General features: G+C 68.2%; 23 protein-coding genes. 19 read left to right on the forward strand and 4 right to left on the reverse strand.

Annotated features, from left to right (window positions below; genetic code table 11):
* The first annotated feature begins 320 nt into the window (after window positions 1–320).
* The 4 genes from ACQP2T_RS55925 to ACQP2T_RS55940 all read left to right on the forward strand — a co-directional run bounded on the left by ACQP2T_RS55925 (window position 321) and on the right by ACQP2T_RS55940 (window position 6,635).
* Window positions 321–2,780 (forward strand): L-tyrosine/L-tryptophan isonitrile synthase family protein, encoded by a 2,460-nt coding sequence (locus ACQP2T_RS55925; RefSeq protein ID WP_433512863.1) that lies wholly within the window; start codon window positions 321–323, stop codon window positions 2,778–2,780.
* Window positions 2,781–2,842: 62 nt separating this feature from the next.
* Window positions 2,843–3,346, forward strand: coding sequence for a hypothetical protein (locus tag ACQP2T_RS55930; protein WP_433512864.1), 504 nt, complete (start codon window positions 2,843–2,845; stop codon window positions 3,344–3,346).
* Window positions 3,343–5,580, forward strand: coding sequence for a bifunctional polysaccharide deacetylase/glycosyltransferase family 2 protein (locus ACQP2T_RS55935; RefSeq protein ID WP_433512865.1), 2,238 nt, complete (start codon window positions 3,343–3,345; stop codon window positions 5,578–5,580). Before ACQP2T_RS55930 ends, ACQP2T_RS55935 begins: the two co-directional genes overlap by 4 nt.
* A 71-nt stretch (window positions 5,581–5,651) precedes the next feature.
* Window positions 5,652–6,635, forward strand: a complete 984-nt coding sequence (locus ACQP2T_RS55940) for a BtrH N-terminal domain-containing protein (RefSeq protein ID WP_433512866.1) — start codon at window positions 5,652–5,654, stop codon at window positions 6,633–6,635.
* On the opposite strand, the gene ACQP2T_RS55945 is transcribed toward ACQP2T_RS55940, so the two are convergent.
* Window positions 6,632–7,576: a GntR family transcriptional regulator gene (locus tag ACQP2T_RS55945; RefSeq protein ID WP_433512867.1), complete on the reverse strand. Its 945-nt coding sequence runs from the start codon at window positions 7,574–7,576 to the stop codon at window positions 6,632–6,634. The two genes, ACQP2T_RS55940 and ACQP2T_RS55945, sit on opposite strands and share 4 nt — an antisense overlap.
* A 136-nt stretch (window positions 7,577–7,712) precedes the next feature.
* Here ACQP2T_RS55945 and ACQP2T_RS55950 point away from each other — a divergent pair, with 136 nt between their 5' ends.
* From ACQP2T_RS55950 to ACQP2T_RS55965, 4 genes are all read left to right on the forward strand, one after another.
* Window positions 7,713–8,753, forward strand: a complete 1,041-nt coding sequence (locus ACQP2T_RS55950; RefSeq protein WP_433512868.1) for a hypothetical protein — start codon at window positions 7,713–7,715, stop codon at window positions 8,751–8,753.
* 57 nt (window positions 8,754–8,810) lie between these two features.
* Window positions 8,811–9,272 (forward strand): NUDIX domain-containing protein, encoded by a 462-nt coding sequence (locus ACQP2T_RS55955; protein ID WP_433512869.1) that lies wholly within the window; start codon window positions 8,811–8,813, stop codon window positions 9,270–9,272.
* A 32-nt stretch (window positions 9,273–9,304) separates the two neighbouring features.
* Window positions 9,305–9,904: a DUF3885 domain-containing protein gene (locus ACQP2T_RS55960; RefSeq protein ID WP_433512870.1), complete on the forward strand. Its 600-nt coding sequence runs from the start codon at window positions 9,305–9,307 to the stop codon at window positions 9,902–9,904.
* A 140-nt stretch (window positions 9,905–10,044) separates the two neighbouring features.
* Window positions 10,045–11,091 carry a DUF418 domain-containing protein gene (locus ACQP2T_RS55965; protein ID WP_433512871.1) on the forward strand — a complete coding sequence of 349 codons (1,047 nt, stop codon included), beginning with the start codon at window positions 10,045–10,047 and terminating at the stop codon, window positions 11,089–11,091.
* On the opposite strand, the gene ACQP2T_RS55970 is transcribed toward ACQP2T_RS55965, so the two are convergent.
* On the reverse strand, window positions 11,072–11,488 hold the full coding sequence (locus ACQP2T_RS55970) for a hypothetical protein (RefSeq protein ID WP_433512872.1): 417 nt from the start codon (window positions 11,486–11,488) through the stop codon (window positions 11,072–11,074). The two genes, ACQP2T_RS55965 and ACQP2T_RS55970, sit on opposite strands and share 20 nt — an antisense overlap.
* Window positions 11,489–11,576: 88 nt before the next feature.
* Between ACQP2T_RS55970 and ACQP2T_RS55975 the strand changes: the two genes are divergently transcribed.
* Both ACQP2T_RS55975 and ACQP2T_RS55980 read left to right on the forward strand, forming a co-directional pair.
* On the forward strand, window positions 11,577–12,005 hold the full coding sequence (locus ACQP2T_RS55975) for an RrF2 family transcriptional regulator (RefSeq protein WP_364008224.1): 429 nt from the start codon (window positions 11,577–11,579) through the stop codon (window positions 12,003–12,005).
* Between the two features lie 33 nt (window positions 12,006–12,038).
* A complete protein-coding gene (locus ACQP2T_RS55980) occupies window positions 12,039–13,256 on the forward strand; it encodes a globin domain-containing protein (protein WP_433512873.1) in 1,218 nt (405 codons plus the stop codon).
* A gap of 49 nt (window positions 13,257–13,305) precedes the next feature.
* On the opposite strand, the gene ACQP2T_RS55985 is transcribed toward ACQP2T_RS55980, so the two are convergent.
* Complete coding sequence (locus ACQP2T_RS55985; protein WP_433512874.1) at window positions 13,306–13,953, reverse strand: GNAT family N-acetyltransferase; 648 nt, start codon at window positions 13,951–13,953, stop codon at window positions 13,306–13,308.
* 80 nt (window positions 13,954–14,033) lie between these two features.
* Window positions 14,034–14,978, reverse strand: coding sequence for a LysR family transcriptional regulator (locus ACQP2T_RS55990; protein ID WP_433512875.1), 945 nt, complete (start codon window positions 14,976–14,978; stop codon window positions 14,034–14,036).
* Window positions 14,979–15,092: 114 nt separating this feature from the next.
* Between ACQP2T_RS55990 and ACQP2T_RS55995 the strand changes: the two genes are divergently transcribed.
* From ACQP2T_RS55995 to ACQP2T_RS56035, 9 genes are all read left to right on the forward strand, one after another.
* Window positions 15,093–15,935, forward strand: coding sequence for a sugar phosphate isomerase/epimerase family protein (locus ACQP2T_RS55995; RefSeq protein ID WP_433512876.1), 843 nt, complete (start codon window positions 15,093–15,095; stop codon window positions 15,933–15,935).
* Entirely contained in the window at window positions 15,932–16,693 is a 762-nt protein-coding gene (locus ACQP2T_RS56000; RefSeq protein ID WP_433512877.1) for an SDR family NAD(P)-dependent oxidoreductase, read from the forward strand. The genes ACQP2T_RS55995 and ACQP2T_RS56000 overlap by 4 nt, the downstream gene beginning before the upstream one ends.
* A 32-nt stretch (window positions 16,694–16,725) precedes the next feature.
* A complete protein-coding gene (locus ACQP2T_RS56005; RefSeq protein WP_433512878.1) occupies window positions 16,726–18,060 on the forward strand; it encodes an MFS transporter in 1,335 nt (444 codons plus the stop codon).
* A 253-nt stretch (window positions 18,061–18,313) separates the two neighbouring features.
* Window positions 18,314–18,667 carry a hypothetical protein gene (locus ACQP2T_RS56010; RefSeq protein WP_433512879.1) on the forward strand — a complete coding sequence of 118 codons (354 nt, stop codon included), beginning with the start codon at window positions 18,314–18,316 and terminating at the stop codon, window positions 18,665–18,667.
* Between the two features lie 80 nt (window positions 18,668–18,747).
* Window positions 18,748–20,289 carry an amino acid adenylation domain-containing protein gene (locus ACQP2T_RS56015; protein WP_433512880.1) on the forward strand — a complete coding sequence of 514 codons (1,542 nt, stop codon included), beginning with the start codon at window positions 18,748–18,750 and terminating at the stop codon, window positions 20,287–20,289.
* Window positions 20,286–21,566 (forward strand): hypothetical protein, encoded by a 1,281-nt coding sequence (locus ACQP2T_RS56020; RefSeq protein ID WP_433512881.1) that lies wholly within the window; start codon window positions 20,286–20,288, stop codon window positions 21,564–21,566. The genes ACQP2T_RS56015 and ACQP2T_RS56020 overlap by 4 nt, the downstream gene beginning before the upstream one ends.
* Before the next feature lie 32 nt (window positions 21,567–21,598).
* Window positions 21,599–22,375 (forward strand): enoyl-CoA hydratase-related protein, encoded by a 777-nt coding sequence (locus tag ACQP2T_RS56025; RefSeq protein WP_433512882.1) that lies wholly within the window; start codon window positions 21,599–21,601, stop codon window positions 22,373–22,375.
* A 24-nt stretch (window positions 22,376–22,399) separates the two neighbouring features.
* Window positions 22,400–22,909: a sigma-70 family RNA polymerase sigma factor gene (locus ACQP2T_RS56030; RefSeq protein WP_358026731.1), complete on the forward strand. Its 510-nt coding sequence runs from the start codon at window positions 22,400–22,402 to the stop codon at window positions 22,907–22,909.
* Window positions 22,909–23,628 carry an anti-sigma factor family protein gene (locus tag ACQP2T_RS56035; protein ID WP_433512883.1) on the forward strand — a complete coding sequence of 240 codons (720 nt, stop codon included), beginning with the start codon at window positions 22,909–22,911 and terminating at the stop codon, window positions 23,626–23,628. Before ACQP2T_RS56030 ends, ACQP2T_RS56035 begins: the two co-directional genes overlap by 1 nt.
* Window positions 23,629–23,696: the final 68 nt, after the last annotated feature.

Genomic DNA, 23,696 nt, shown 5'->3' on the forward strand with positions numbered 1-23,696 from the left:
CCGGATGTCAACGGATCCCACGCCGAACGGCGACTTAGAGTTTGGTCTCCCGGCTTGGCGACTATCCAGGGCAAGGACCGGACATCGACCGGACTTTTGCCGCCTGCCTGCCCACAAACTCGCCGCTGCGAAATCTTATGTCCGGTCGATGTCCGGTCGCTGACCTGGCCCGGCTCGCCATGAACTGGCAATGTGGCTTTCCGGTCTTCTTGCCGACCCATTTAGGGAGCGGAAAGCGAGGTGGAAAGAATGCGAAATCAGATTCGCCGATGAATTCGGCAGCGCTGCTAATGAACAAAATCTCATGCCAGGAGAAGTCGATGTCCGGCACGCTGCTCGCCAAACTCATCGAGACCGATCCGATTCTGCGTCTGCATTGCGCTGTGGCGCGCGACGGCGGGCCATATCCCGCCCATCCCGTCCACGGAAAGGCCACCCTCGTCGTCGACCTGGACGATGTCCGGGACGGCGCCGACGAGTTACCGACCTCGTTGGCCCGGGTGTTCAGGATCTGCCTCGACAGGTACGGCATCGGCATGAGCGATCCCCGCTTCGAAGTGGCGCCCGGGGGGCGGGCCACAGGCCGGGTGGTGCTGCCGGACGTGGCCATGGAGGAAGCAAACGAGGAGCGGGCACGGCGCGCCCTGGCGGAGCTGACCGAGACGATCGCGCTCCTGGAAAAGACCACCGGTATACAGGCACAGCTCGTCCTGGCGACGGAGCTTCGCTTCCTGTCCGCTCGCGCGGCGGCCCTGCTCGACGCCTCGGGGAACGGCCCGGCTCACACGGTGGACGAGCGTCAGCACGCCGTGCTGGCCGAGGTGCTGCGGCGGGTGGCCGAGCGTGCGCGCCTGCGGCGGGCTGATCCAGCGATCAAGCCGCCGGCCGTGATGCTCGACATCGACATGTGCGCGCTCGATCCCCGCGCCCGGGTCGTCCACGCTCTCAGGGCCGTCGGCGTCGATCCCCACGAGCTCGCGGCTCTGCCCTCCTACCATCGGCCGGCCTGGGATCTGTGGGTTCAGGAGGCCGACGTGGAGATCGACCACGAGGTCTTCTGCCGCGCCCTCTTCCGGCCGTGGGAGAACCTGCGCTGGGACACGCCGGTGCCGGGGCTGGCCCGCTTCGTGTGGGACGTGTACGACGCCGGCGGCCGCGTGATCTTCAACACGGGACGGCGGGAGCGGGTCCGCGAACACACCGAGCACGCGCTGGCCACCGCCGGCATCACCGGGCCACGCGTCGCCTTCCTGCGGAACGACCGCTCCCGGCCGGTTCATGAGTTGAAGGCCGAGAGTCTGCGGACCTTCGCCGACCTGGACATCGTCGCGGTGTTCGACGACATCTGCGAGAACCGGCAGGCGATGGCCAAGAGGCTCCCCGACGCCCTCTTCGTCGCGGTGGAACTCCCCGGCTACGTCCACGAGCGACCCTATGACGGCGCCGAGGTCGTCCAGTCCTTCGAGACCGTTCCCCGCTGCGCCCGCACCGCGCGGGCCGCAAAGCTCCCGGCGCTGTCACATGCGAACTCGCTGGCCGAACTGCCGCTGGCCGAGATGTTGGAGGGGAGATTCGCCTTGGCGCACGCCGTCCGGCTCAGCGAGCGCGAATCCCTGGAAATCGTCAGCACGCTGATCCAAGGCGCCGAGCGCGCCGCGATCCGGACGGCCGAGCGTGCTCCCCGGACAGACGATCTCGCGGCCGATATCTATCACCTGCTCACCCGCCCCCAGTTCCGCAAGGGAGCACGGGCGAGCTATTCCTTGGCCATGGCGAGGCGTGAGATCCGGCCCCATGTGGCCGACGGCGCCCCCATTCCCATCATCACCAGGGGATTTCCGCTCAAGTTCCACTACAACAAGCTCAAGACGATGGGCAGCCTGCCCGACCTGTCCGAGCTGGCCGCCATGATCCGGCTGCGCGAGCTGCAACGTACGGTGCGGCGGATCTATCCACCGGGGTTGGCGATCACGGTGCTCGGCGACGGCAACCACTTCCGGTCGCACCCGCGGAGTCTGCTGCGCGCCTACCGCGAGAAGCTCCGCTCCTATCACGCTCTGGTCGGCGAGACGGAGATCCTCACGATCCTCGACCTGAACGAGGTCGCCGAACAGCGCATGGGACCCTCGGCCATGCGACAGCATGCCCTTCTCGTCCCGCGACGAGTGGCGGAAGTTCGTGACACCCTCGCCGGGCTGGACATCGCCGCCACCCCCATGTCCGCGCTGGAGCACGCCACGCTCCGCACGGCCCGCGTGATCGGCGAGGCGCTGCCGCGTTTCGAGAGCCTGTTCCGATCGTTGATGTACACGGTCTCCGTGACGCGGAGCCACAGCGCCGCTTTCGCCAGGCGCGTCTACGCCGATCTGTTCAACCTGGCCGACCCGGCACTCGCCGTCGAACGTCGCGCGGTGCTGGTCAGGGCCTGGCATGACACCATCCGGTACATGGCGGTCCTGTGGGTCGATCGTGAGCTGGGATTCGACGCGGCGATGTTCGCCCACCAGATCCGGCTGACCCCGAACCCGCGCGGCGGCTGCCTCGGCTTCACCTATCTTGGCGGGGCGTCCGTCCTTCCCTGGCACGGCATGGCGGCCCTGGACGCCTTGGGCCAAGTGTCGACAGATTTCGCCGTCTCCCTGCTCGACCAGGGCTTTGTTCCGGCGTACTCGCCTTTGCTCGGCCCAGACCAGCCGTGGACGATGGTCCCGGTCACCGCCACCGAAGGCGGCCGCCTCAACGACGGCTTCCGCGCCGCGGTACGACTCAGACACCGCTGAACACCCCACCCAAATCAAACTATTTCCCCACAAGTTACATCTGGTCACTACTCTTTCCCGATGTGTCTCCTGAGCATCACCACACGACAGCCGTCTTCGTCGACCAGAGCGGTCGCCGGCGACGGCTGATCATGATCGGCTCGATCGCGGCCGGCGTGCTGGCCATCGCGCTGCTCGCGGTCGTCATCGGCGGCTTGTTCTCCAACACGACGCTGTCGGTGACCGGGTGGCCGGGCGATCAGAAGGGCGGGATGGGCAGCACGGCATCGCCCGATCCTTCACCGACGCCTCGGACAAGCCGGACCAAGCGGCCCACCCCTTCGGTGACTCGCGCCTCCACGCGTCCCACTCCAAGCAGCACCCGGTCCGCCGTACGGTCGACGGAGCCTGTGACCGTACGGACCCCGTCGCCGTCGCCCAGCGTGAAGCCGAGCACGGAACCGGCACCGAAGCCGACCACCGAGCCCACGGTCGAGCCCGTAGCCGAGCCCACCGACCTACCCCCGGGCCAGAACAAGACGCCGCCAGGGCTCAACCCGGACCGGGCCAAGGGGCCGAAGAAGTGAGCGGCCTGGCCGACCCCGACAAGCAGGTCTGGCCGCGCCCGGTGGTCGCCGCCTGGCAGGATCCCGCTTCGGTCCAGGCTGAGCAGGACCGACCGGCCGCGCCATCTTCCGCCAAACGGGCCGACCCGAGGGGCCACTGGTTCCTGCTGGCCATCGGCATGCTGCTGGCGGCCGGCGCCCTCGTACTCAACGGGTACGTGACCAACGTCGTCGGCGAGACGCGCGCCGCTCCGCCCGCCACCGACCACCCTTCCCCGCAGCTGGCGGAGATGCGGCGCGGCGGACCCGTGCTGAACCTCACCGGCAGCGAGCCCTCCAGCGCGCACCTGCCGAACAAGACGATCGCTCTCACCTTCGATGACGGCCCGGATCCCGCCTGGACGCCGGCGGTGCTCGACGCCCTGAAGAAGCACGGTGCCAAGGCGACGTTCTTCGTCGTCGGCTCGAAGGTCGCGCAATACCCCGAACTGGCTCGGCGGATCATCGCGGAAGGTCATGAGCTGGGCAGCCATACCTACACGCACGCCGAGCTGGCGGCTGTTCCCGGCTGGCGGCTCAGGCTGGAGCTGTCTCTGACGCAGAAGGCCCTGGCGGGAGCGACCGGGCTGCACACCGCTCTGGTCCGCCCGCCGTACTCCTCCACTCCCGAAGCGATCACGGGCCCGCAGTGGGAGAGCATGAAGGCGCTGGCCACCGAGGGGTACCTCGTCACGCTGACGGATCTCGACACCAAGGACTGGAGCCGCCCCGGCACGCCGAAGATCGTGGCCTCGTCACTTCCGGCCGGGGGCCGGGGCGCGATCGTCATGATGCACGACTCGGGTGGCGACAGACGGCAGACCGTCGAGGCCGTCGATCTGGTCCTGAAGGAGATCGCGGGCAAGGGCTACCGGGCGGTCACGGTGACCAAAGCCCTCGGCATGCCACCGGCACAGCAGCAGGCCGGCGGAGTGGACCGGTTCGTCGGCTCGGCGTTGAACGTGGCCCAGCGCGCGTCCGGATGGTTCACCGACGCGCTGTCGTGGGTGCTCGTCGCCGCGGGCGCGCTCACACTGGCGCGACTGTTCTTCTTCGCCGTACTCGCGTGGGTGCATGCCCGCCGTACCAGAGGTGGAAAGCGGCGAAGAGGGCGCGCGCCCGCGTGGCCCGCGCCCCCGCCCGTGACGGTGATCGTGCCCGCCTACAACGAGGAGGCGGGGATCCAGGCGACGGTACGCTCACTGGCCGACACCGCCTACCAGGGCCAGTTGGAGATCCTCGTCATCGACGACGGCTCGACCGACGCGACCGCCGACCTGGCCGCCGGGCTTGGATTGGCCAACGTACGGGTGATCCGGCAACGCAACGGCGGCAAACCCGCGGCGCTCAACACGGGCATCGCGGCGGCCGGGCACGAGTTGCTCATCATGGTGGACGGCGACACCGTCTTCGAACCCGCGACGATCGGCCACCTGGTAGGCCAGCTCTCCGACCCCACGGTCGGCGCGGTGAGCGGCAACACCAAGGTCGGCAACCGGCGCGGCATGATCGGGCGCTGGCAGCACATCGAGTACGTCATCGGGTTCAACCTCGACCGGCGTGCCTTCGAGCAGCTCGACTGCATGGCGACCGTACCGGGCGCGATCGGGGCGTTCCGGCGCTCGGCACTGGTGGCCCTGGGCGGCGTCAGCACCGACACGCTGGCGGAGGACACCGACCTCACGATGGCACTGTGCCGGGCCGGATGGCGGGTGGTCTACGAGGAGAAGGCCCTGGCCTGGACCGAGGCCCCGACCACGCTCGGCCAGCTGTGGAAGCAGCGCTACCGCTGGTGCTACGGCACCATGCAGGCGATGTGGAAGCATCGACGCGCCGTGCTCGACCAGGACCCGTTCGGCCGCCGCTGCCTCGGCTACCTGGCGCTGTTCCAGGTGCTGCTGCCGCTGCTCGCACCCGTGGTCGACCTCATGGCGATCTACAGCACGGCCGTGGGCGATCCCCTGCCGGTGGTCGCGGTGTGGGCCGGGTTCGTCGCGGTGCAGGCGGTGACCGGCTGGTACGCGCTCCGCCTGGACGGCGAGCGCGCCTCGGCCCTGTGGGTGCTCCCTTTGCAGCAGTTCGTCTACCGCCAGCTGTTGTACCTCGTGGTGATCCAGTCATTGGCGACCGCGGTGCTGGGCGTACGGCTGCGCTGGCACACGGTACGCAGGGAGGGCACGTTCAGCGCGCCCACCGCTCCCGGTCTCTTGCGTTGACGGCTTGACTCTTCCTCTGTGGGAGGCCCCATGCTGCTTTCGCCGATCACCCGACCACCGAGGAGAGCGACATGACCATCGTGCCAGGCATCGAGGGCCGTGGCCTGCAGCACTGCGAGACGACGGCCATGGGAGTGCTGCTGCGGCATGAGGGACTTGATCTGTCCGAGCCCATGCTGTTCGGGCTCGGCTCGGGCCTGTCCTTCATCTACTGGGACAGCAAAAGCATGCCGTTCCCCTTCCTCGGCGGCCGCGTCAAGCCCTTCGAACTCACCAGGAACCTGGCTGCCAGGCTCGGGCTGACGCTGTCGGTCGATGAGACCACCTCAGGACGCAAGGCGTGGGAGAAGGTGGCCGCCCAGATCGACGCCGGTCGACCAGTCGGTCTCCAGCTCGACTCCTTCCACCTGGCCTACTTCCAGTCCAAGGTGCACTTCGGCGGCCACATCGTCGCCATGTACGGCTACGACCAGCACGATGCCTACCTGGTGGACACCGCGCAGCAGGGAGGGGCCGTACGTACGAGCCGGGACAGCCTGGCCACGGCGAGGGCCGAACGCGGCCCGATGACCGCCAGGAACCGCTCGTTCTCCATCACCCTGCCGGCGCACGCGCCCTCCTGGCAGGACCAGATCATCCCCGCGATCAAAGCCTGCGCGGACGCCTTCCTGGCCCCTCCCATCGCCAACCTGGGCCACCGCGGAATCGAAAAAGCCGCGAGCCAGGTGCCCAAGTGGCTGCTACGCATGGACGATCCGCAGCGCGACCTGCCGCAAGCCGCCGTACTCATGGAGAAGGCCGGCACCGGCGGCGCCCTGTTCCGCGCCCTCTACCGTGACTTCCTCGGCGAGTGCGCCGAACTCGTCGACGATGACCGCCTGCGCACCGGTCACCGGCTGTACGCCGAGGCCGCCGCGCTGTGGACGAGCGTGGCCGACCTGATCGCGAAGGCCGGAGAGAGCGGCGACGCGGCGCACCTTGAGCAGGCCGGCGCCATCCTCCACGACCTTTCGCGGATCGAGCGGGAGGCCATGCACGTGCTGTGTGGGCTTTAACGCCCGTCCACCAAGACGGCGAAACCGTCGAGATGGCGCGCGAGGGCGTACTCGAACAGTCCGTTCAGGTCCGACGCCGCTTCCTCGGGAATCGCGGCCAGCAGCGGAAAGCGTCCGCTGTGGAGGAGTTCGTCGGTGCGCTTCCGCTGGGCCAGCCACCACCGGTCGAGCGTCACGCCGGTCTCCTGCTCCGCTTCGACCTCGTCCGCCATGGACAGAGCGATGGTGAGGACCAGTGTGTGCAGCGTGAGCGCCTCTTGGATCCCCGTCGCCACGGGCAGCCCGAGCCCGTCGAGCGCGCGCAGGGTCCACTCTGTGTGCTCCATCATGTTGGGGACGAGCGACGGGCGAGTGAACGAGATGGCCCTCGGCAGCCAGAGGTGTCGGCGGCACAGCTCCCATTGACTGCGGGAGATCAGTTCGAGCTTGGCCCGCCACCCCTCCGGCCCCGGGATGGGCAGATCAGGTTCGCCGAAGGCTTCGTCGACCATCTGCGTGACCAGTTCGTCCTTGTTCGCCACGTGCCGGTACAGCGACATCGGACCGACGCCGAGTTCGGCCGCGAGTCGCCGCATGGAGACGGCGTCGAGCCCCTCGGCGTCGGCGGTCGCGATGGCGGTGCGGAGAACCTGCTTCCTGTTCAGCCTGGTGATGCCGCCCTGACGCGGCTTCGGTGACGCGCTCGGGCCGGTCGGCTGCTGCCGGGCCGCGCGTGCGCTGACCACCGCGCCGGAGCCGACCTTCGTCTCGACCAGCCCGTCGTCGCGGAGCGTCGCCATCACTTTGGTCGCGGTCGCGACCGCGACGCCCCATCGCTGGGCGATCTGCCGGATGGACGGCATCCGCTCGCCGGGCCGCAGGTCGCCGGTCAGGATCCGAGTGCGGATCTCCGCGACGATCCGCCGGTATGGCGGGTCCGGTCGCTGCGTTGACGACGACATGTGCCCCCGATTCGTTTGGTGAGGTTCGCTACGTGCAGGCAGTGTACTAGTTCAATGGCTATAGCACTAGTTCACTTTATTTGTCTTAAGCGCAGAATAGTGCGGCTTTCATGCGATGCGTAGCTACTCTGTACGCATGACACTCAATACACCGTACGCATCGACCCGATCGATCTCGTTCACCGAAGTGCGGTCGTGGCATCGACCGCTGATGATCATGGTTACGGCGATGTCCGCGCTCATCGTCGTCGCGATCTTCGGCCTCCTCGCAGACGGCCGCGAGCTCATGCAGCAATCGATCTGGGTGAAGCCGTTGAAGTTCGGGGTGTCGTTCGTCATCCATGGCGCGACCCTCGCCTGGCTGTTGCCGAAGCTCCACAAGGCGAAGCGCACGATGTGGAACCTCGGAACGGCGTTGGCCGTCGCCGGGATCATCGACGTCGGCTTCATCGCGGTACAGGCCGCCCGCGGCACCTACAGCCACTTCAACACCGGCGCCGACACCTTCAACACGATCGGACAGCTGGTCTTCTCCACAGGCGTGGTCGGGCTGTTCGCGGCGAACCTGCTCATCGCCATCATGCTGCTGTTCCAGCGGATCGGTGAACCGGCGCTCACCTGGGCCCTGCGTGCCGGGATCGGGCTGGCCGTCATGGGCATGGGGCTGGCGTCCTTCATGGTCGGGACTGCCAACAGGACGCCCCGGACGGTCCAGGATGCCTACGGGAACCCGGTCCCGCTGGTCGGAGGCCACGGGGTGGGGGCGCCCGACGGCGACGGCATGCCGATCACGAACTGGAGCACCGTGGGCGGCGACCTGCGCGTTCCGCACTTCATCAGCCTGCACTCCATGCAGGTGTTCGTCCTCGCGGTGCTGGTTCTCACCGCCCTCGCGGCCCGGGTCAGCTGGCTGCGCGGCGAACGCGCCCGCGCCCAGCTGACCGGGGTCGTCATCGTGGGCTACGCCGCGCTGTTCGCCATCACGGCGTGGCAGGCGCTGCGCGGCCAGTCACTGATCCACCCCGACGCGGCCACGTGGATCGCGCTCGGGGTGTCGGCCGGCGTGACCGCGCTGCTGGCGGTGCTGGCCATCTTGGCGGCCCGCCGCAGGGAGATGGCACCCGCCCGCCATGGGCGCACGCCCAACGTGCACCACTTGTCCGGCAACCCCCGCTGAACCCCAGCAGGCATAAAGGCGTGGTCGACCTCAGGGGCGAATCGTATGATCAAATTCATGTCGATCCCCCGAGCAGTCGCCGTGGTCACCGACGGTATCCGAGTCCTGGTCATCAAGCGTTTCCTCATGCGCCGCCCCGGCATCCCGTGCGTCATGTGCGAAGCCGCAGGCTGGGAGGGGTCGTCGTGCCCTGGTCACCGTTACACGGTTCTCCCCGGGGGCCATGTGGAGGATGGCGAGTCGCCAGAGACCGCGGCAGTACGCGAACTCCACGAGGAGACGACTCTCACCGGGAAGATCGACCGGCTGCTCTTCACCAGCTCACACAATGGCCGGCCCGCCTTCTACTTCCTCATAGGTGACGTCAGCGGCGTTCCGTCGCTGGCCGGGGAGGAAGCTCTGGATCACGGGCCGGACAACACCTTTGAGCTCAGATGGCTGAGGGCTGACGAGTTCGAGCCGCTGAACCTGTATCCCGCCGATGTGCGCGGGCCGCTCACGGAACTGCTTCACACCTGACCCCGCCGCGCCGCGACCCGAAGGTAGGACGCATGCCCGCCCGCGAATTGCCGGACCCCGCTCTGCCGGAGCTTTCAGCCAGGTGGCAATCCCGCTGGCCGGACTGCCCGCCCGTCGGCCACGAACTGCGGTCCGACCCGGATTGCTGGGTACGCTTCCACAGCCTGCCGAACTCCAAGCGATACGCGGAGACGGAGGCCGAGTATCGCACGGTGCTTCACCGCTACAACGCCGTACTGACAGAGATGTTCGCCGGCCAGGAGGTGTACGTCACCACCGTCACCTACGTCATGGACGAAGGCGTCACCGACCTGGTCCCTTTCGACGCGCATGCACTGAACCCCGGCTCCCGCCCGTGGACCAGGATCCGTGAAGATGAGGACCCCGGCCCGGGTAGCACGACGCACGTACACATCGGCCGACAAAGATGGCAGCCGGGCTGCCTCGACCCTCTCCTGCGAGCCGTCGCGGACAACAAGTGCAACAGCGTCATCATCATGGACACCGACCTACGCCGCCTCTACCACCCCTACGACGGCGGCGCTGACGTAAACCTCGCAGACAAGGAGGAACGCGACCAACTGAAGACCGCACACGCCGACTGGCTTCCCCGAACTCGACACGGACGGTAGCCGAGATCAACTCAGGTCTGTCGGTTTAGTACGCCTAGCTGGCCTCCCCGCGCCAGATCAGCCAAAAGTGCGATCGCCCCAACGCTGATTACGCCTTTCAGCCGATATACGCAGCGGAGCCAGGGCCGAAAAATCGCTTCATGTCGTCAGAGAGCGCACCTCCAACGTCGCCGGCTGAGAGCCTGGTTGAGTCAGGGCGGACTTCAGGGCGGGCGCGGATCGCCGCACTCGACGTGCTGCGCGGCTTCGCGCTGTGCGGGATCCTGCTAGCTAACATCCAGCCGATAGCCAGCGCTGGTGACATCGTCACCGGGGTGGCATGGATGGACCTGCTCGTGCACGAACGCTTCTTCCCGATCTTCTCCTTGCTGTTCGGCATCGGATTCGCGCTGCTCATGGAATCCGCCGCGGCACGCGGCGCTTCCCCGCGGCTGCTCCTGCTGCGCCGTCTTCTGACGCTGCTCGCGATCGGCCTGGCGCACTATGTACTCCTGTGGCAGGGCGAAATCCTGACCGTGTACGCCATCCTCGGTTTGCTGATCCTGCTGCCCTCGACCTGGCTGCCACGCTGGGCCACAGCCGGCCTCTCCGCCGCGCTCCTCGCGACATCTCTGCTCATCGGCGGCTTCTATGCGATGGTTCCCGCCCTGTTCCTGCTGGGCTCGACACTGGTCCAGTACGGCGTGATCGACCGCATCGACCGATCCGCCCGCGTGCCCGCCCTCCTGGCGACAGCCTTCGCGGCAGGGGCCGCACCCGCCCTATGGGTGCAGGCCAGGTGGTTAACCGGCAGCGACATGGACAGCCCGGTCGTCCGGCTCGCTTCTGTCGTGGCCGGATTGCTCCTCGCGGGCGTGTACGTATGTCTCATCCTGATACTGCTCAGGACACCGCTCAGATCTGCGCTGCAGACCGTATTCACCCCGCTCGGCCGCATGGCGCTGACGAACTACCTGACCGCCACCCTCATCGTCCTGGCGGCCGGTCACCTGATAGGCGGCAGGCCACGCGAATGGCCCTCTACCACGGTGATCCTGATCGCCGCCTCGATCCTCGTCATCCAGTGGCTGTTCTCCACCTTCTGGCTACGCCGTTACCACTACGGCCCTGTCGAGTGGCTCTGGCGCTGGGCCACCTGGGGCCACCGCCCACGGCTCGAACGAACTGTCAGACCTCGAAGAGCGTGAACTTCACGTCCCACAGGCCACCGAAGCTGACGCCGGTCCTGTCGAACAGGACGCCCATCGCCCACGTCTCGCCGTCCTCGCCATCGGGTTTCCGCTCCTCCGCCACCGGTTGACCGTTCACGAAGTGCAGGGCGATGGCCTGATCGTCGATCCGTACGAGATGCAGCTCGGTCCCGGCCGATCTCTCCTCCAGGTAGTCGGTGCTTCCGGACAGCCTGTGGCCGGTCTCGATGGTCACGGCCCAGTCGCCGACCTGCGCCACACACAGGTTGGGGAAACGCGAGAAGGAGGTCGCGTCCTCGAACCCCATCGTGGTCTCCGTCTCCAGGAAGACGTCCGGCACCGCCATGAACAGCTCGTCGGTCTTGACCGCCGCTACCTCTAAGTTCCAGCCCATGGACATAGCCTAACGATCGATCGTTTCACCCCCGTGAAGTCGCTCACAAAAGAGGACTTTCAGACTCCTGTTTAAGTAGAGTCGTCCTGTGTACCTCAACCGCTCCACGGACATCAGCCTCCGCATCCTCATGCTCAGCGCGACCCGCGACGACCTGCTCACCATCGACGAGCTGGCCGAATCCCTCGTCGTGCCCCGGCACCACCTGGCCAAGGTGGTCCAGCGGCTGCAGCACCTGGGCCTGCTGGAGACCGTCCGTGGTCGCAGTGGCGGGGTACGCCTCGCCGCCACGGCCCGCACCGCCTCGATCGGCGGCCTCGTACGCGAACTGGAGGGCGGGACCGAGGTCGTCGACTGCGACGGCGACCCGATCTGCCCGCTCAGCCGAGGCTGCCTGCTGCGCGGAGCCCTGCGCCGCGCGCAAGAGGCGTTCTACGCCAGCCTCGACCCGCTCACGGTCGGGGACCTGACCGCGCCGCCGACCCGGCAGGTGCTGCTGAGCCTCGGCCGTCGCTGATCCGCCATCCATCCCCGCACCTGGAGGAAACAAGTGCTCTCCGCAACCAGTCTCCCGATCGTCAAGGCGACTCTCCCCGTCGTCGGCGAACACCTCGGCGCCATTTCGGGAGTCTTCTACGACACGATGCTCGGCGAGAACCCTGACCTGCTCAACCTGTTCAGCCGCAGCGCGCAGGCGACCGGCGAGCAGAAGCACGCGCTGGCCGGTGCGGTCGCCGCCTTCGCCGGGCACCTGATCGGCGCCGGCCCGGACGGCCCGGTCTTCGACCACATCGTGGAGCGCATCGCACAGCGGCACTGCGCCCTGGGCATCCGCCCGGAGCAGTACACGGTGGTCGGCAAGTACCTTCTGGGCGCTGTTGGCACCGTGCTCGGCGACGCGGTCACCCCGGAGGTCGCCGCCGCCTGGGACGAGGTGTACTGGTTGTTCGCCGCCCGGCTGATCGGCCACGAGGCGCGCCTGTACGCCAAGGCCGACGTGAACAGCGCCACCCCGTGGCGGGAGTACGTCGTGGCGAACAAGATCATCGAGGCGCACGACACGGCGTCGTTCATCCTCACGCCGGCCGACGGCGACCCTGCCCCCGGCTTCCTGCCCGGCCAGTACGTCACCGTCGCCGCCGACCTGCCCGACGGCACCAGTCAGTTGCGCCAGTACTCCCTCTCGCAGGCGGCCGCCGCCGGCATGCTGCGGATCACCGTACGCCGGGTGCGCGGCGCCAACGGCACCCCGGACGGCGTGGTCTCTGGCTTCCTGCACGACCATGTGGGCATCGGCGACCACCTGCGGCTGAGCCACCCGTACGGCGAGCTCACCCTGCGCGCAAGCGATGCGCCGTTGGTCCTGGTCAGCGCGGGCGTCGGCATCACCCCGATGGCCGCCATCCTGGACCACGTTTCGCGCACCCAGCCCACCCGCGACGTCACGGCCGTGCACGCCGACCGCAGCGTGGAACGCCACCCGCTACGCGCCGACATGATCGCCAACGGCTCCCGGCTGCTGTCCTTCCGCAACCTCGTCTGGTACGAGCAGACGCTCCCGGACGCGCCGGACGCCTTCACCGGTTTCATCGACACCGACGCGATCCCTCTGCACCCCGAGGCGGATGTCTACCTGTGCGGTCCGGTCCCGTTCATGCAGATGGTCCGGGCCGGTTTGCACCGCCGCGGTGTGCCGGACGAGCGGATCCGCTACGAGGTCTTCGGCTCCGAACAGTGGCGCCCGGCCCCCGTACCGACGCCCGCCTGACCGTACTAGCCCGTGCCTGAGGTCCCTGAGAGCACCATCAACCAACGGATCATGGAGTGTGCCGCCCGAATGAGGAGGGTGGGACGAGAAGCGCTTCCGCGCCGATCGGAACGTAGCCGGCGGCGAGGAATGTCCGGACGCTCGCCGCGTTGCCTGGGGCGATTTGCGCCCAGAGGGGGTGCGTGACGAGATGCCTGGCGGCGCGGGCGAGGGTTCGGCCCAGACCGCCCCCTCGGCTGGAAGAGTCGACCTCGACCGCGACCTCCCATCGACCGGCGACGCCTCGTCCGATGACCAGCAAACCTCCTGGACAGGTCCAGACGCGTACATCGTCCCGATAGCGATGGGCGCGCCGGACACGAGGATGGGCCGCGTCCGTGACCTCGACCAGTTCGATCGGCGGAGGACCAACACAGGGGACGGCCACAGCGAGCATGTCGATGTTGCCGACTCTGCGCCCCATGGCTTCCTCCAGTTCCCTGAGGAAGAGCGGGTTCAGTGGCGCCGATAAGTCTCCGTCGGGAAGCCTGGATCTGATCCAGTCCTCATCGAGGTCGGCGTAGATCACATTGTGCGCGGTGAAGGCGATCACTCCCGCGTCACGCGGGGACGGCTGCGGGACGATCGTGGGGCCGGCCCCAGGCTGGGGCATATGTCCGCTAGCCGCATCGGCGAGGATGTCCTGCAAAGCGACCATCCGCAGACCGTAGTCGCTGGCCAACGCACTTTCAAGGACCGTCAAATCCGGCTTGTTCCCCAGTCTCAACAGTCGCGATCTCAGGCTTGGTCCGCACCGGACAGGCCGGCCGCCTGCGCGGCGATGACGGCCGCGACCTGCTCGACGACCGTCCGCGTGTGCGCCGGCCGTACCGCCCAAGTGATCATGGGAAGGGACAGCCCGGCCAGCGGGCGCCATGGCCACTCGGGGAGCTGGCGGGCGGCGGTGTGCGAGCCGACGACGACAGCGTCGGCTTCCGCGGCCTCGGCACAGGCGAGCGCGTGCTGGACGAAGTGGGTGAAGAGCCACTGCGGCCGGATGTCCGCGGCGAGCGCGGCCGCCATGAGGCTGTCCTGCTGGGTCGGCACCTGGTCACGGGAGTGGACGAGAACGCGGAGGCCGTCGAGGTCGTCGAGCGCGTAACTGTCCTGCGCGGCCAGCGGGTGGCTCGGCCGTACGGCGGCGCCGAGCGGTTCCGCCCACAGCCGGCGGCACACATGATCGGCGGGCGGCGCCTGGTGCACGATGGCGATGTCGAGGCTGCCGCGCCGGAGCAGGCGCAGCTGTTCGTTGCTGCCCGCCTCGCGGTAGGCCGGTTCGCAGTGCGGAAGCTCGGCGTGGAGCGCGCGTGCGGTGTCGACGAGCCACGTGTCCAGAACTCCGGGAGGCACGCCGATGCTGACCAGTTCCCTGGGGCGCGTCGGGCCCGCCACGATCTCGGGCGTCGCGGACAGCAGCGCGAGCAGCTCGCGGGCGTGACCGACGAGTGCGACACCCTCCGGGGTGAGCGTGGTCCCTTGCGGGGTGCGGTGGAACAGCGTCTGGCCGAGGTGGCGTTCGAGGTGACCGATCTGGCGGCTGAGGGATGGCTGGGAGACCAGCAGGGCCGCCGCCGCCCGGTTGAACGAGCCCTGCTCCGCCACCGCCATGAAGTAGCGCAGATGCCGGAATTCCACGTCCATGATGTCGCCGCCCAGGTCGCTACAGTCGGATGGGTTATGCATGCGGAGCATAACGGGGGTGCGTGAGCGGACTTGGACATTACAGACAGACTTATCCTCTAATTCCCATTACGGGAGCATTTCGCTCGCGTGTACGCCAGCCAGACGGGATGTGAGATGAAGCTCGGCGTCTACTCGATATGCCTGCCGGATCTGACCCCGGCGCAGGGCATCGCCGCAGCAGCCGCGGCCGGGTACGCCGGGGTGGAGTGGCGAGTGGGCGACCTCCCAGCTCCTGGGGACGCGCCCGGCTTCTTCCGCGGGAACCGATGCACCGTACCCCCGGACCCGGCGGCGGTCGCCGCGGTGGCGCGAGAGACGCGTGCGGCCGGCCTGAAGGTCATCGGGCTCGGTGTCTACATCGACCACGGCGACGTCGGAGGGGCCAAGGCCGCACTGCGGCTGGCCGCCGGCGCGGACGTGCCGTGGATCAGGCTGCGCGCGCCTTGGCGGGATGGGAGCAGCCGGTACGGCGCGCAGTTCGCCGCCGCGGTGGAGTTCTTCTCCCGAGTGGCGGAGCTCGCCGAGCGGTATGGCGTCATGGCGCTCATCGAGCAGCACCAGCGGACCATCTGCCCGAGCGCCTCGCTCACCGAGCGTCTCGTGTCGCGGTTCGATCCCGCGTACATCGGCGTGATCTACGACGCGGGGAACCTCGTGCTCGAAGGGTACGAGGATCACCGCATGGCCCTTGACATCCTGGGCCCCTATCTCGCCCACGTCCACGTCAAGAACGCGGCCTTCGACCGACCGGCCGGCGGCGGCGTGTGGACACCTCGCTGGACGCCGATGGACGACGGCGTACTCGACGTCTCCGCACTCCTGGCCGAGCTGGACCGCGCCGGATACGAGGGCTGGATATCCGTCGAGGACTTCAGCACCGACCGGACCCCCGTCGACGCGCTGCGCTTCAACGCCGAGTTCCTGCTCGGGCACGGCAGAAAGGGAACCATTTCGTGAACACGCAATCCGTGGCGCTCGTCACAGGAGGGGCCGGCGCGCTCGGCGCGGCGATCGGAGCGCGGCTGGCCAAGGACGGCGCCGACGTGGTGCTCGTCGACATCGACGGCGACCGTGTGGCGCGCCAGGCCGATCTGCTGGCCAGGGAGACCGGCCGTCCCGTGGTGGGCCTGCGAGCGGACGTGGCCGACCCCGACTCCGTCCGCGCGGCCGTCGAGCGGGTCGCCGATGGCTTCGGCCGGCTCGATCACGTGGTCAACAACGCGGCGCTCAACCGCCGAGCCGACCTCGCCTCGCTCACCGAGGCCGGATGGGACCCGGTGATGAAGGTCAACCTGTGGGCCCCCGCGCTGCTCTGCCAGGCCGCGGTACCACTGTGGAAGCAAGCCGGCGGCGGCCGCGTGGTCAACATCGCCTCCCGCACCTGGCTCAGCGGCGGGCCGCTCGCCTACACCGCCTCCAAGGCCGGCGTCGTAGGGCTCACCAGGTCGCTCGCCCTCGAACTCGCCCCGCTGAACGTCACCGTCAACGCCGTCGCGCCGAGCATGGTGGTCACGCCGTTCACCCGGGCGGGGCGGAGCGAGGCGGAGTTCGACGCCTTCCTCGACAGACATCGCGCGATGACCCCGCTCGGCCGCCTCGCCTCCCCGGACGACGTGGCCAACGCCGTCTCCTTCCTCGCCTCCGACCGGGCCGCGTTCATCACCGGCGAGGTGCTGCACGTGTGCGGCGGCGCCCAACTCGCACCGTCTCCCTGATTCACCCCATCTCAACTGGAAGTAGTCCCAACATGTCCGCACAGGACCCCGGTCTCGCCTTCAGCGCCGGCACCGCACTCCCCCACGTCTCCGCCAGGCGTGCCTGGACCGTACTCGGCATAGTGGTCGCCAGCCACGCCGTCGTCTTCCTCGACAAGGCGCTGCTCGGGCTGACCGCGCAACCACTGATGCGGGAACTCGGGCTGAGCAAGGCCGAGTTCGGCTCTATTTCCGGCGCCTCCTATCTGCTCTTCGGCGTTACCTGCCTGATCGCGGGCTACGTCGCCGACCGGTTCTCCGTCCGGTGGGTCCTGCTGGCCTGCGGGGTGATGTGGGCGCTTGGGCAGATACCCGCGATCTTCGCGGTCAGCGGCGCGATGCTCTATCTCAGCCGGGTCGCGGTCGGCGCGGCTGAGGGACCCGCGCAGCCGCTGTCGCACGTCGCCGCCTACTCCTGGTTCCCGAACGAGCGACGCGGCCTGCCCGCCGCGCTGATCACCTGCGGGACGTCCATCGGCAAGTTCGCCCTCGTCCCGCTGGTCGCGCTGATCATCGCCCAGTTCGGCTGGCATGCGGCGTTCGTGACGGTGGGACTGCTCGCGCTGGTATGGAGCGGGCTCTGGCTCGCGTGGGGTCGGCTCGGGCCGTACGGGGACACGAAGGCCTCGGCCACGAAGGTCACATCGGTCACCTCGACTGCATCGGTCACCGAGGGAGGCTCGGGACCGGCCGTCTCCTGGTGGCGGATCGTACTGAGCGGGACCTTCATCGGCAGCTTCGCCGCCGTCTTCACCCAGGGCGCGCTGGCCGCGGTCATCTTCACCTGGCTGCCGTCCTACTTCCACGAGGGGCTCGGCTTCTCCACCACCACCGCCGGCACGCTGTTCACCGTGCCGAGCGCGATGGCCATCGTCTCGCTGCTCTGCGTCGGGCCGATCACCGACATGCTGCTCCGCAAGGGCGTGCCCTCACGCCTCGCCCGCGGCGTCTTCGGCGGCTGCTGCCTCATCGCGTCCGGGCTGATGTTGATGCTGCTCTACTGGGTGAGCTCGCCGGTTCTCGCCATCGTGGTCCTCACTCTGGGGTACGGCCTGTCGACCACCGTCAATGTCATCGCCAACCCCTCGCTCGCCGAGATCACCCCGGTCGCCAAGCGGGCGCGCGCACTCTCCGCGCTGGTCGCGCTGGGATCGCTCGCCGGGGTCACCAGCCCGATCTTCACCGGCTGGCTGCTCGACATAGCCGACACCCAGCAGCGCGGCTACGCCGAGGTGTTCCTCGTCTTCGGCGCGCTGGTGGCGCTCGGCGGGCTCTGCTTCGCCGTACTCGTCCATCCGGAGCGTGACCGGCGCAGGGTGATGGGCTGATCTGTCGGAGCCCTGCCAGTGGACCGACCTCGTCCCGCTCCAGGTCGTCCGCGACATCTTCGGCCACAGCGACACCGAAGTGACCACCCACGTATTGGAAGGCGGCAAAGGAGGCCATCTCCACTGCTCTCCTGAGCAAACAGCTCCCGAAGACACCGACTGAAGATCGAAAAGCACAAGGCCCCTGACAGCGTAATGCCTGTTCAGGGGCCTTTAGCTTGCAGAGCCGACGAGAGGAATCGAACCCCTGACCTTGCCCCTCGTCTCGTTTATCTCAACAGTCAGCGCGGCGATCGCCGAGAACAACACCGGGCTGACCTGGGGATCCGCCAACAGCTCCGCAACACTCTCGGAGAAATGGCAGCGGCGCCGTACCAAGCTCGCGGTAGGACTCCATCCGCCGGCCACCTTAAAGCGCGTCGGCGACGTCTCCATCGGAGCCGACGACGCCACCGGAATCGACTACTCGAACCAGGCGCTCCATTGCGGCATTCACATCGCCAATGCCGAGCAACTGCGGTGTGACACCCGGCAGGTGCCGGGGTGGTTACCGAGACCCCGTCGCAGCCAGGGCGAATCGATTGCGAAAAGTTCACCCCATCGTTGAACCGGGTCGGCGGCTACATCGTTTCGAAGATCAGCCAAACGCGGACAGCAAGCTCACGTCGACTCAGCGGGAGACTTCCAGTGGCACTGCGTCTGAATCGCTCGGCTCTCGTCGATCTTCCTTCTGCGGATCGGATCCTGTTCCAGAGTTTCGGCGCCGGCCCGGAGGCCGCCCCGGCGTTCGACCGCATTCACCACGCCTTCGAGGCCCACGCCAAGGCCGCGCCGACCGCGACCGCCGTCACTCATCTCGGCGAGAGCATGACCTACCTGGAACTCGACCGCCACGCCGACCGCCTCGCCGCGTCGCTCGCCCACCGTGGCGTGCGTCCCGGCGACCGCGTCGGCCTGTTCATGACACGGTCGATCCCCATGGTCGTGGGCATCCTCGCGATCTTGAAGGTCGGCGCGGCCTACGTGCCGCAGGATGTCCGCATCACCCCGGCCGTCCACCTGCGCCACATTGTCGACACGGCCTCCGTCAAGGTGATCCTGACGTCCTCTGATTCGGCGCCGAGGATCCCCGCCGGCGATCGTCACGAGGTCATCGCGGTGGACGAGGTCCCGCGCTCGGGCGAGTGGTCCTCGCGAGTCCCGGGCGGGTCGGGCGACGTGGCGGTGGTCATCTTCACCTCTGGGACGACCGGCCATCCCAACGGTGTCAACGTGACCCACGCCAACCTGTGCAACATCCTGCTGAACGAGCCGGGCTCCCTGGGAATCGGCCCTGGCACCAGGGTGGCCCAGATCCTCAACATCGCCTTCGACATGGCGGTTTGGGAGATCCTTGGAGCCCTGTCGCACGGCGCCACGCTCGTCATCCGCGGCGACGACATCGAGGAGACCGTACGCGACGTCGACGTCGTCATCGCCACGCCGGGAATCTTGAGCTCCCTCGACGCCTCTCGGTGCCGCAACGTCAAGGTGGTCGCGGTCGCGGGCGAGCGCTGCCCCCGGCATCTGGCGGACACCTGGTCTCGCTTCAGCGCCTTCCACAACGCGTGCGGACCCACCGAGGTCACCATCGTCAACACGATTCAGCGCTACGATCCGCGGCGCCACGTCCTGACCATCGGCAGACCGCTGCCCAACACCACGGTCTACATCCTCGACCAGAATGGCAGGCCATGCCCGATCGGCGAGATCGGCGAGATGTGGGCGGGCGGCGCTTGCGTGACCGCGGGCTATCTTGGAAACGACGTCGTGACCATGCAGAGGTACCGGCCCGATCCCTTCCGTGGCGGCGGGCACATGATGTTCCGCACTCGCGACCTGGGCCGCTGGACACCGGACGGTGAGCTGGAACACCACGGCCGCACCGACGACCAGGTGAAAGTCAGAGGCTTCCGGGTCGAGCTGGACGCGGTCACCGGCGCACTGGAGCTGACCGCGGACTGCGCCCGCGCCACCACGGTCCTGCGCGAGGGCGAGCTGATCGGCTTCGTCAGCCCGGCGAGCGTGGACGTCGAGGCGGCGAGGAAGTCCGTCGAGCAGTCGCTGCCGTATTACTGTGTGCCCTCCCGCGTCGTGGCCGTGGACGAGCTGCCGATGACCGACCGCGGCAAGGTCGACAAAAACGCCCTGCCCGACCTGATCGACCCGCTGATCGACGTGGTCGCATGACGGTCGTGCGCTCCTTGTCGGATGCGCTCGAACTGCCTCCGCCGCGCTCGGCGATCAGGATCCTCGGCAGTGGCCGGCGCTACATGCACTACAACCGGCTCGCCGCCGTCGTGTTGGCCGTCAACACAGGGTTTCTCGTCCACGCGATCACCGCCGGCTGGTGGGCCGACCCGAGCACCCTGTCCCTCCTGGTGGTCGCCAATGTCACCCTGGCCGTGCTGATCCGCCAGCAGTACGTCATCAACCTGCTCTTTCACGTGGCCACCGATGCCCCCGTCCGCTGGCCGCTGGCCATCCGCCGCATTCTGGGCAAGGTCTACCATTTCGGTGGACTACACGTGGGCGGGACGGTCGCGGCCACCTTGTGGTTCGCCTTCCTCACCGGGGTGATGACCGTGCGCCCCGCCGAGGTCTCCGCGGGGCTGTTCACGCTCACGTACGCGATCCTGGCGCTGCTGCTCACGATGGTGGTCTTCGCGCTGCCCTCGCTGCGGGCGCGGCTCCACAACGTGTTCGAGGTCGTGCATCGGTTCGGCGGCTGGACGGCACTCGCCCTGTTCTGGGCGCATGCGCTGCTGACCGCGGCCCACCAGGCGACGTTCTGGGCGCTCACGGCCATCACCCTCAGCGTCGCGCTGCCGTGGCTGCGCCTGCGGCGCGTGCCTGTCCGGATCTCCAGGCCGTCGTCGCACGTGGCCCTGCTCGGGTTCGACTACGGAGTCACGCCGTTCGCGGGCTCGTCGACCACCGTGAGCCGTAACCCGCTGATCGAGTGGCACTCCTTCGCCAATGTGCCCGCCCCCGGCAGGAACGGCTTCCGGCTCACCGTCTCGCGGGCCGGCGACTGGACGGGGTCGCTGATCGACGACGGTCCCTCTCACCTGTGGGTCAAGGGCATACCGACGGCCGGCGTCGGCAACATCGACAAGCTGTTCGCGCGCGTCGTCTGGGTGGCCACGGGCAGCGGCATCGGCCCGTGCCTGCCGCACCTCCTGTCGCGCGACACGCCGTCGCGGCTGGTCTGGTCGACACGGCGCCCCCGCACGACATACGGCGACGAACTGGTGGAGGAGATCCTCGCCGTACAGCCGGACGCGGTCGTCTGGGACACCGATGCCAAAGGCAAGCCCGACCTTCTGGCCCTGGCCTACCGGGTGTATGTGGAGTTCGACGCCGAGGCGATCATCTGTATCTCCAACAAGAAGACCACATGGCACCTCGTCGAACAACTTGAGATGCGAGGTGTCCCCACGTACGGAGCGATCTGGGATTCCTGACCTGACAGCGCGTGATCTCTGGAGGACGATCCATGGCTTTTCGAACACTGACGGTCGACGACAAGGGTGAGATCGTGACGCTCGCCATTGACAGGCCCGGCGTGCTCAACGCCCTGTCCCGGCAGACCCTCACCGAGCTGCGACGCTTCCTCACCGGCCTGACCGGCTTCCGCGGGATGATCCTCACCGGTTCGGGAGAACGCGCCTTCGTCGCCGGTGCCGACATCCGGGAGATGGCGGCGATGACGCCGGAGGAGGGCGAGGAATTCGGCAGGCTGGGCCAGGAGGTCACCCGGCTGATCGAGGCGGCGCCGTTCCCGGTGATCGCTTGCGTGAATGGGTACGCGCTCGGCGGCGGGTGTGAGCTGGCCATGGCCTGCGACTACATCTACGCGACGGCGGACGCCGTATTCGGCCAGCCAGAGGTACGGCTCGGGCTGATCCCCGCCTTCGGCGGATGCGTGCGGCTGCAACGTCACGTCGCCCCCGGCCGGGCCCGGGAGATGATCTACACGGGCCGCAACGTCGATGCCGGGGAGGCCCTGCGGATCGGCCTGGTCAACCGGGTGTTCGTGACCAGGGAGGAGATGCTGGAGGCGGCGTACCAGTCGTTGGCGCTGGTCTCAGCGAACTCGCCGATCGCCGTGGCGTTGTGCAAGGAGGCCGTCAACGACTCGCGCGGCCGGGAGATCGACGCCGCGCTCGACATCGAGGCGCACGCTTTCCGCCGCACGTTCACCAGTGAGGACATGCGCGAGGGCACGCAAGCCTTCCTGAGCAAGCGAAGGCCCGTTTTCCCGGGAAAGTAACCCCCTTCTCACATGGGTGTGGACATGACCGATGCGCATGCGGCACTCCTGCGGGCACTGTACGACGAGCACGCGCCCGCGCTGTGGCGCTTCGTTGTCCGCTTGACCGGCGACAACCAGTTCGCCCATGACGTCGTCCAGGAAACGCTGCTACGAGCGTGGAAGAGCCCGGAGGTCTTCCACAAGGGTGAGACGGCGTCGCGCGCCTGGCTGTACACCGTGGCCAGGAACGTGGTGATCGACCACAGCCGCAGCGCTCGGGTACGCCGGGAGGTCGGCACCGACCGGCTCCCCGAAACGTCCAGCGCCGACCAGATAGACGCCACACTCGACGCCTGGCTGGTCACCGACGCTCTCGCGCAACTGTCGGAGAACCACAGAACCGTCATCGTGCGCACCTATTATGGCGGCGAATCCGTCGCCGAACTCGCCGACGAGCTCGACCTGCCGCCCGGCACGGTGAAGTCGAGGCTGCACTACGCTCTCAGGGCCCTGCGACTCGCGCTGCAGGAAAGGGGGGTTACCACTCATTGATGTCCTCAACGGATCCGTACGCGGAATGGGACGCGGCGTACGTCATCGGAGCCCTGTCACCCCGCGAACGACTCGAGTACGAAGAGCACTTGAGCGGATGCGCCGCCTGCTCGCAGGCGGTCGCCTCGCTCGCCGGCCTACCCGGCATCCTCTCGACCGTCCCGGCGGACCGCGCCCTCCGCCCGCCGCACGCCGACCCCCCGCTTGCCGAGGTGCCGGCGAGTCTGCTCCCCGAGCTGATGCACTCCAGCCGGCGGGCCCGGCGGTTGGGCCGGATACGTACCGCCGCGGTCGCCATCGCGGCGGCCCTTGCCGGGGTGATGGCGTCCCAGCTCCTGCCCGAGCGGCAAGAGGCCACCCTGCCGATGCAGGCGTCCCCACTCCCGCCCGAGCGGCAGGAGGCCGCCCTGCCGATGCTGCAGACGATTCCCAGCCCTGTCACCGCCGAGGTGCGCGTCATTCAGGAACCTTGGGGCACTCGAGTGGAGTTGACCTGCCGTTACGCCGTGCCCGCCGACCCGGCCCCGCCCAAGACGTTCGAGTACGCCATGTACGTCACCGACCTTCTGGGCAGCAGTACCAAGCTGGCCACCTGGATGGCGTCGCCCGGCACCACGACCATGCCCGTCGGCACGACCGGGCTGACCATGAAGCAAATCAGGAGCATCGACGTCCGGCTTACCAAGAACGGGCGCATCCTACTCGACAGGCACCTGTAGCGGCCGGCTCCGAGGGCGACGCTCCGGTGCGCGCGGAGTCAGGACCGGGGTCGTCTCCCCCGCCTACC

The organism is Nonomuraea sp. CA-143628 (assembly GCF_050942315.1).
In the GTDB taxonomy this organism is placed as follows: Bacteria; Actinomycetota; Actinomycetes; order Streptosporangiales; family Streptosporangiaceae; genus Nonomuraea.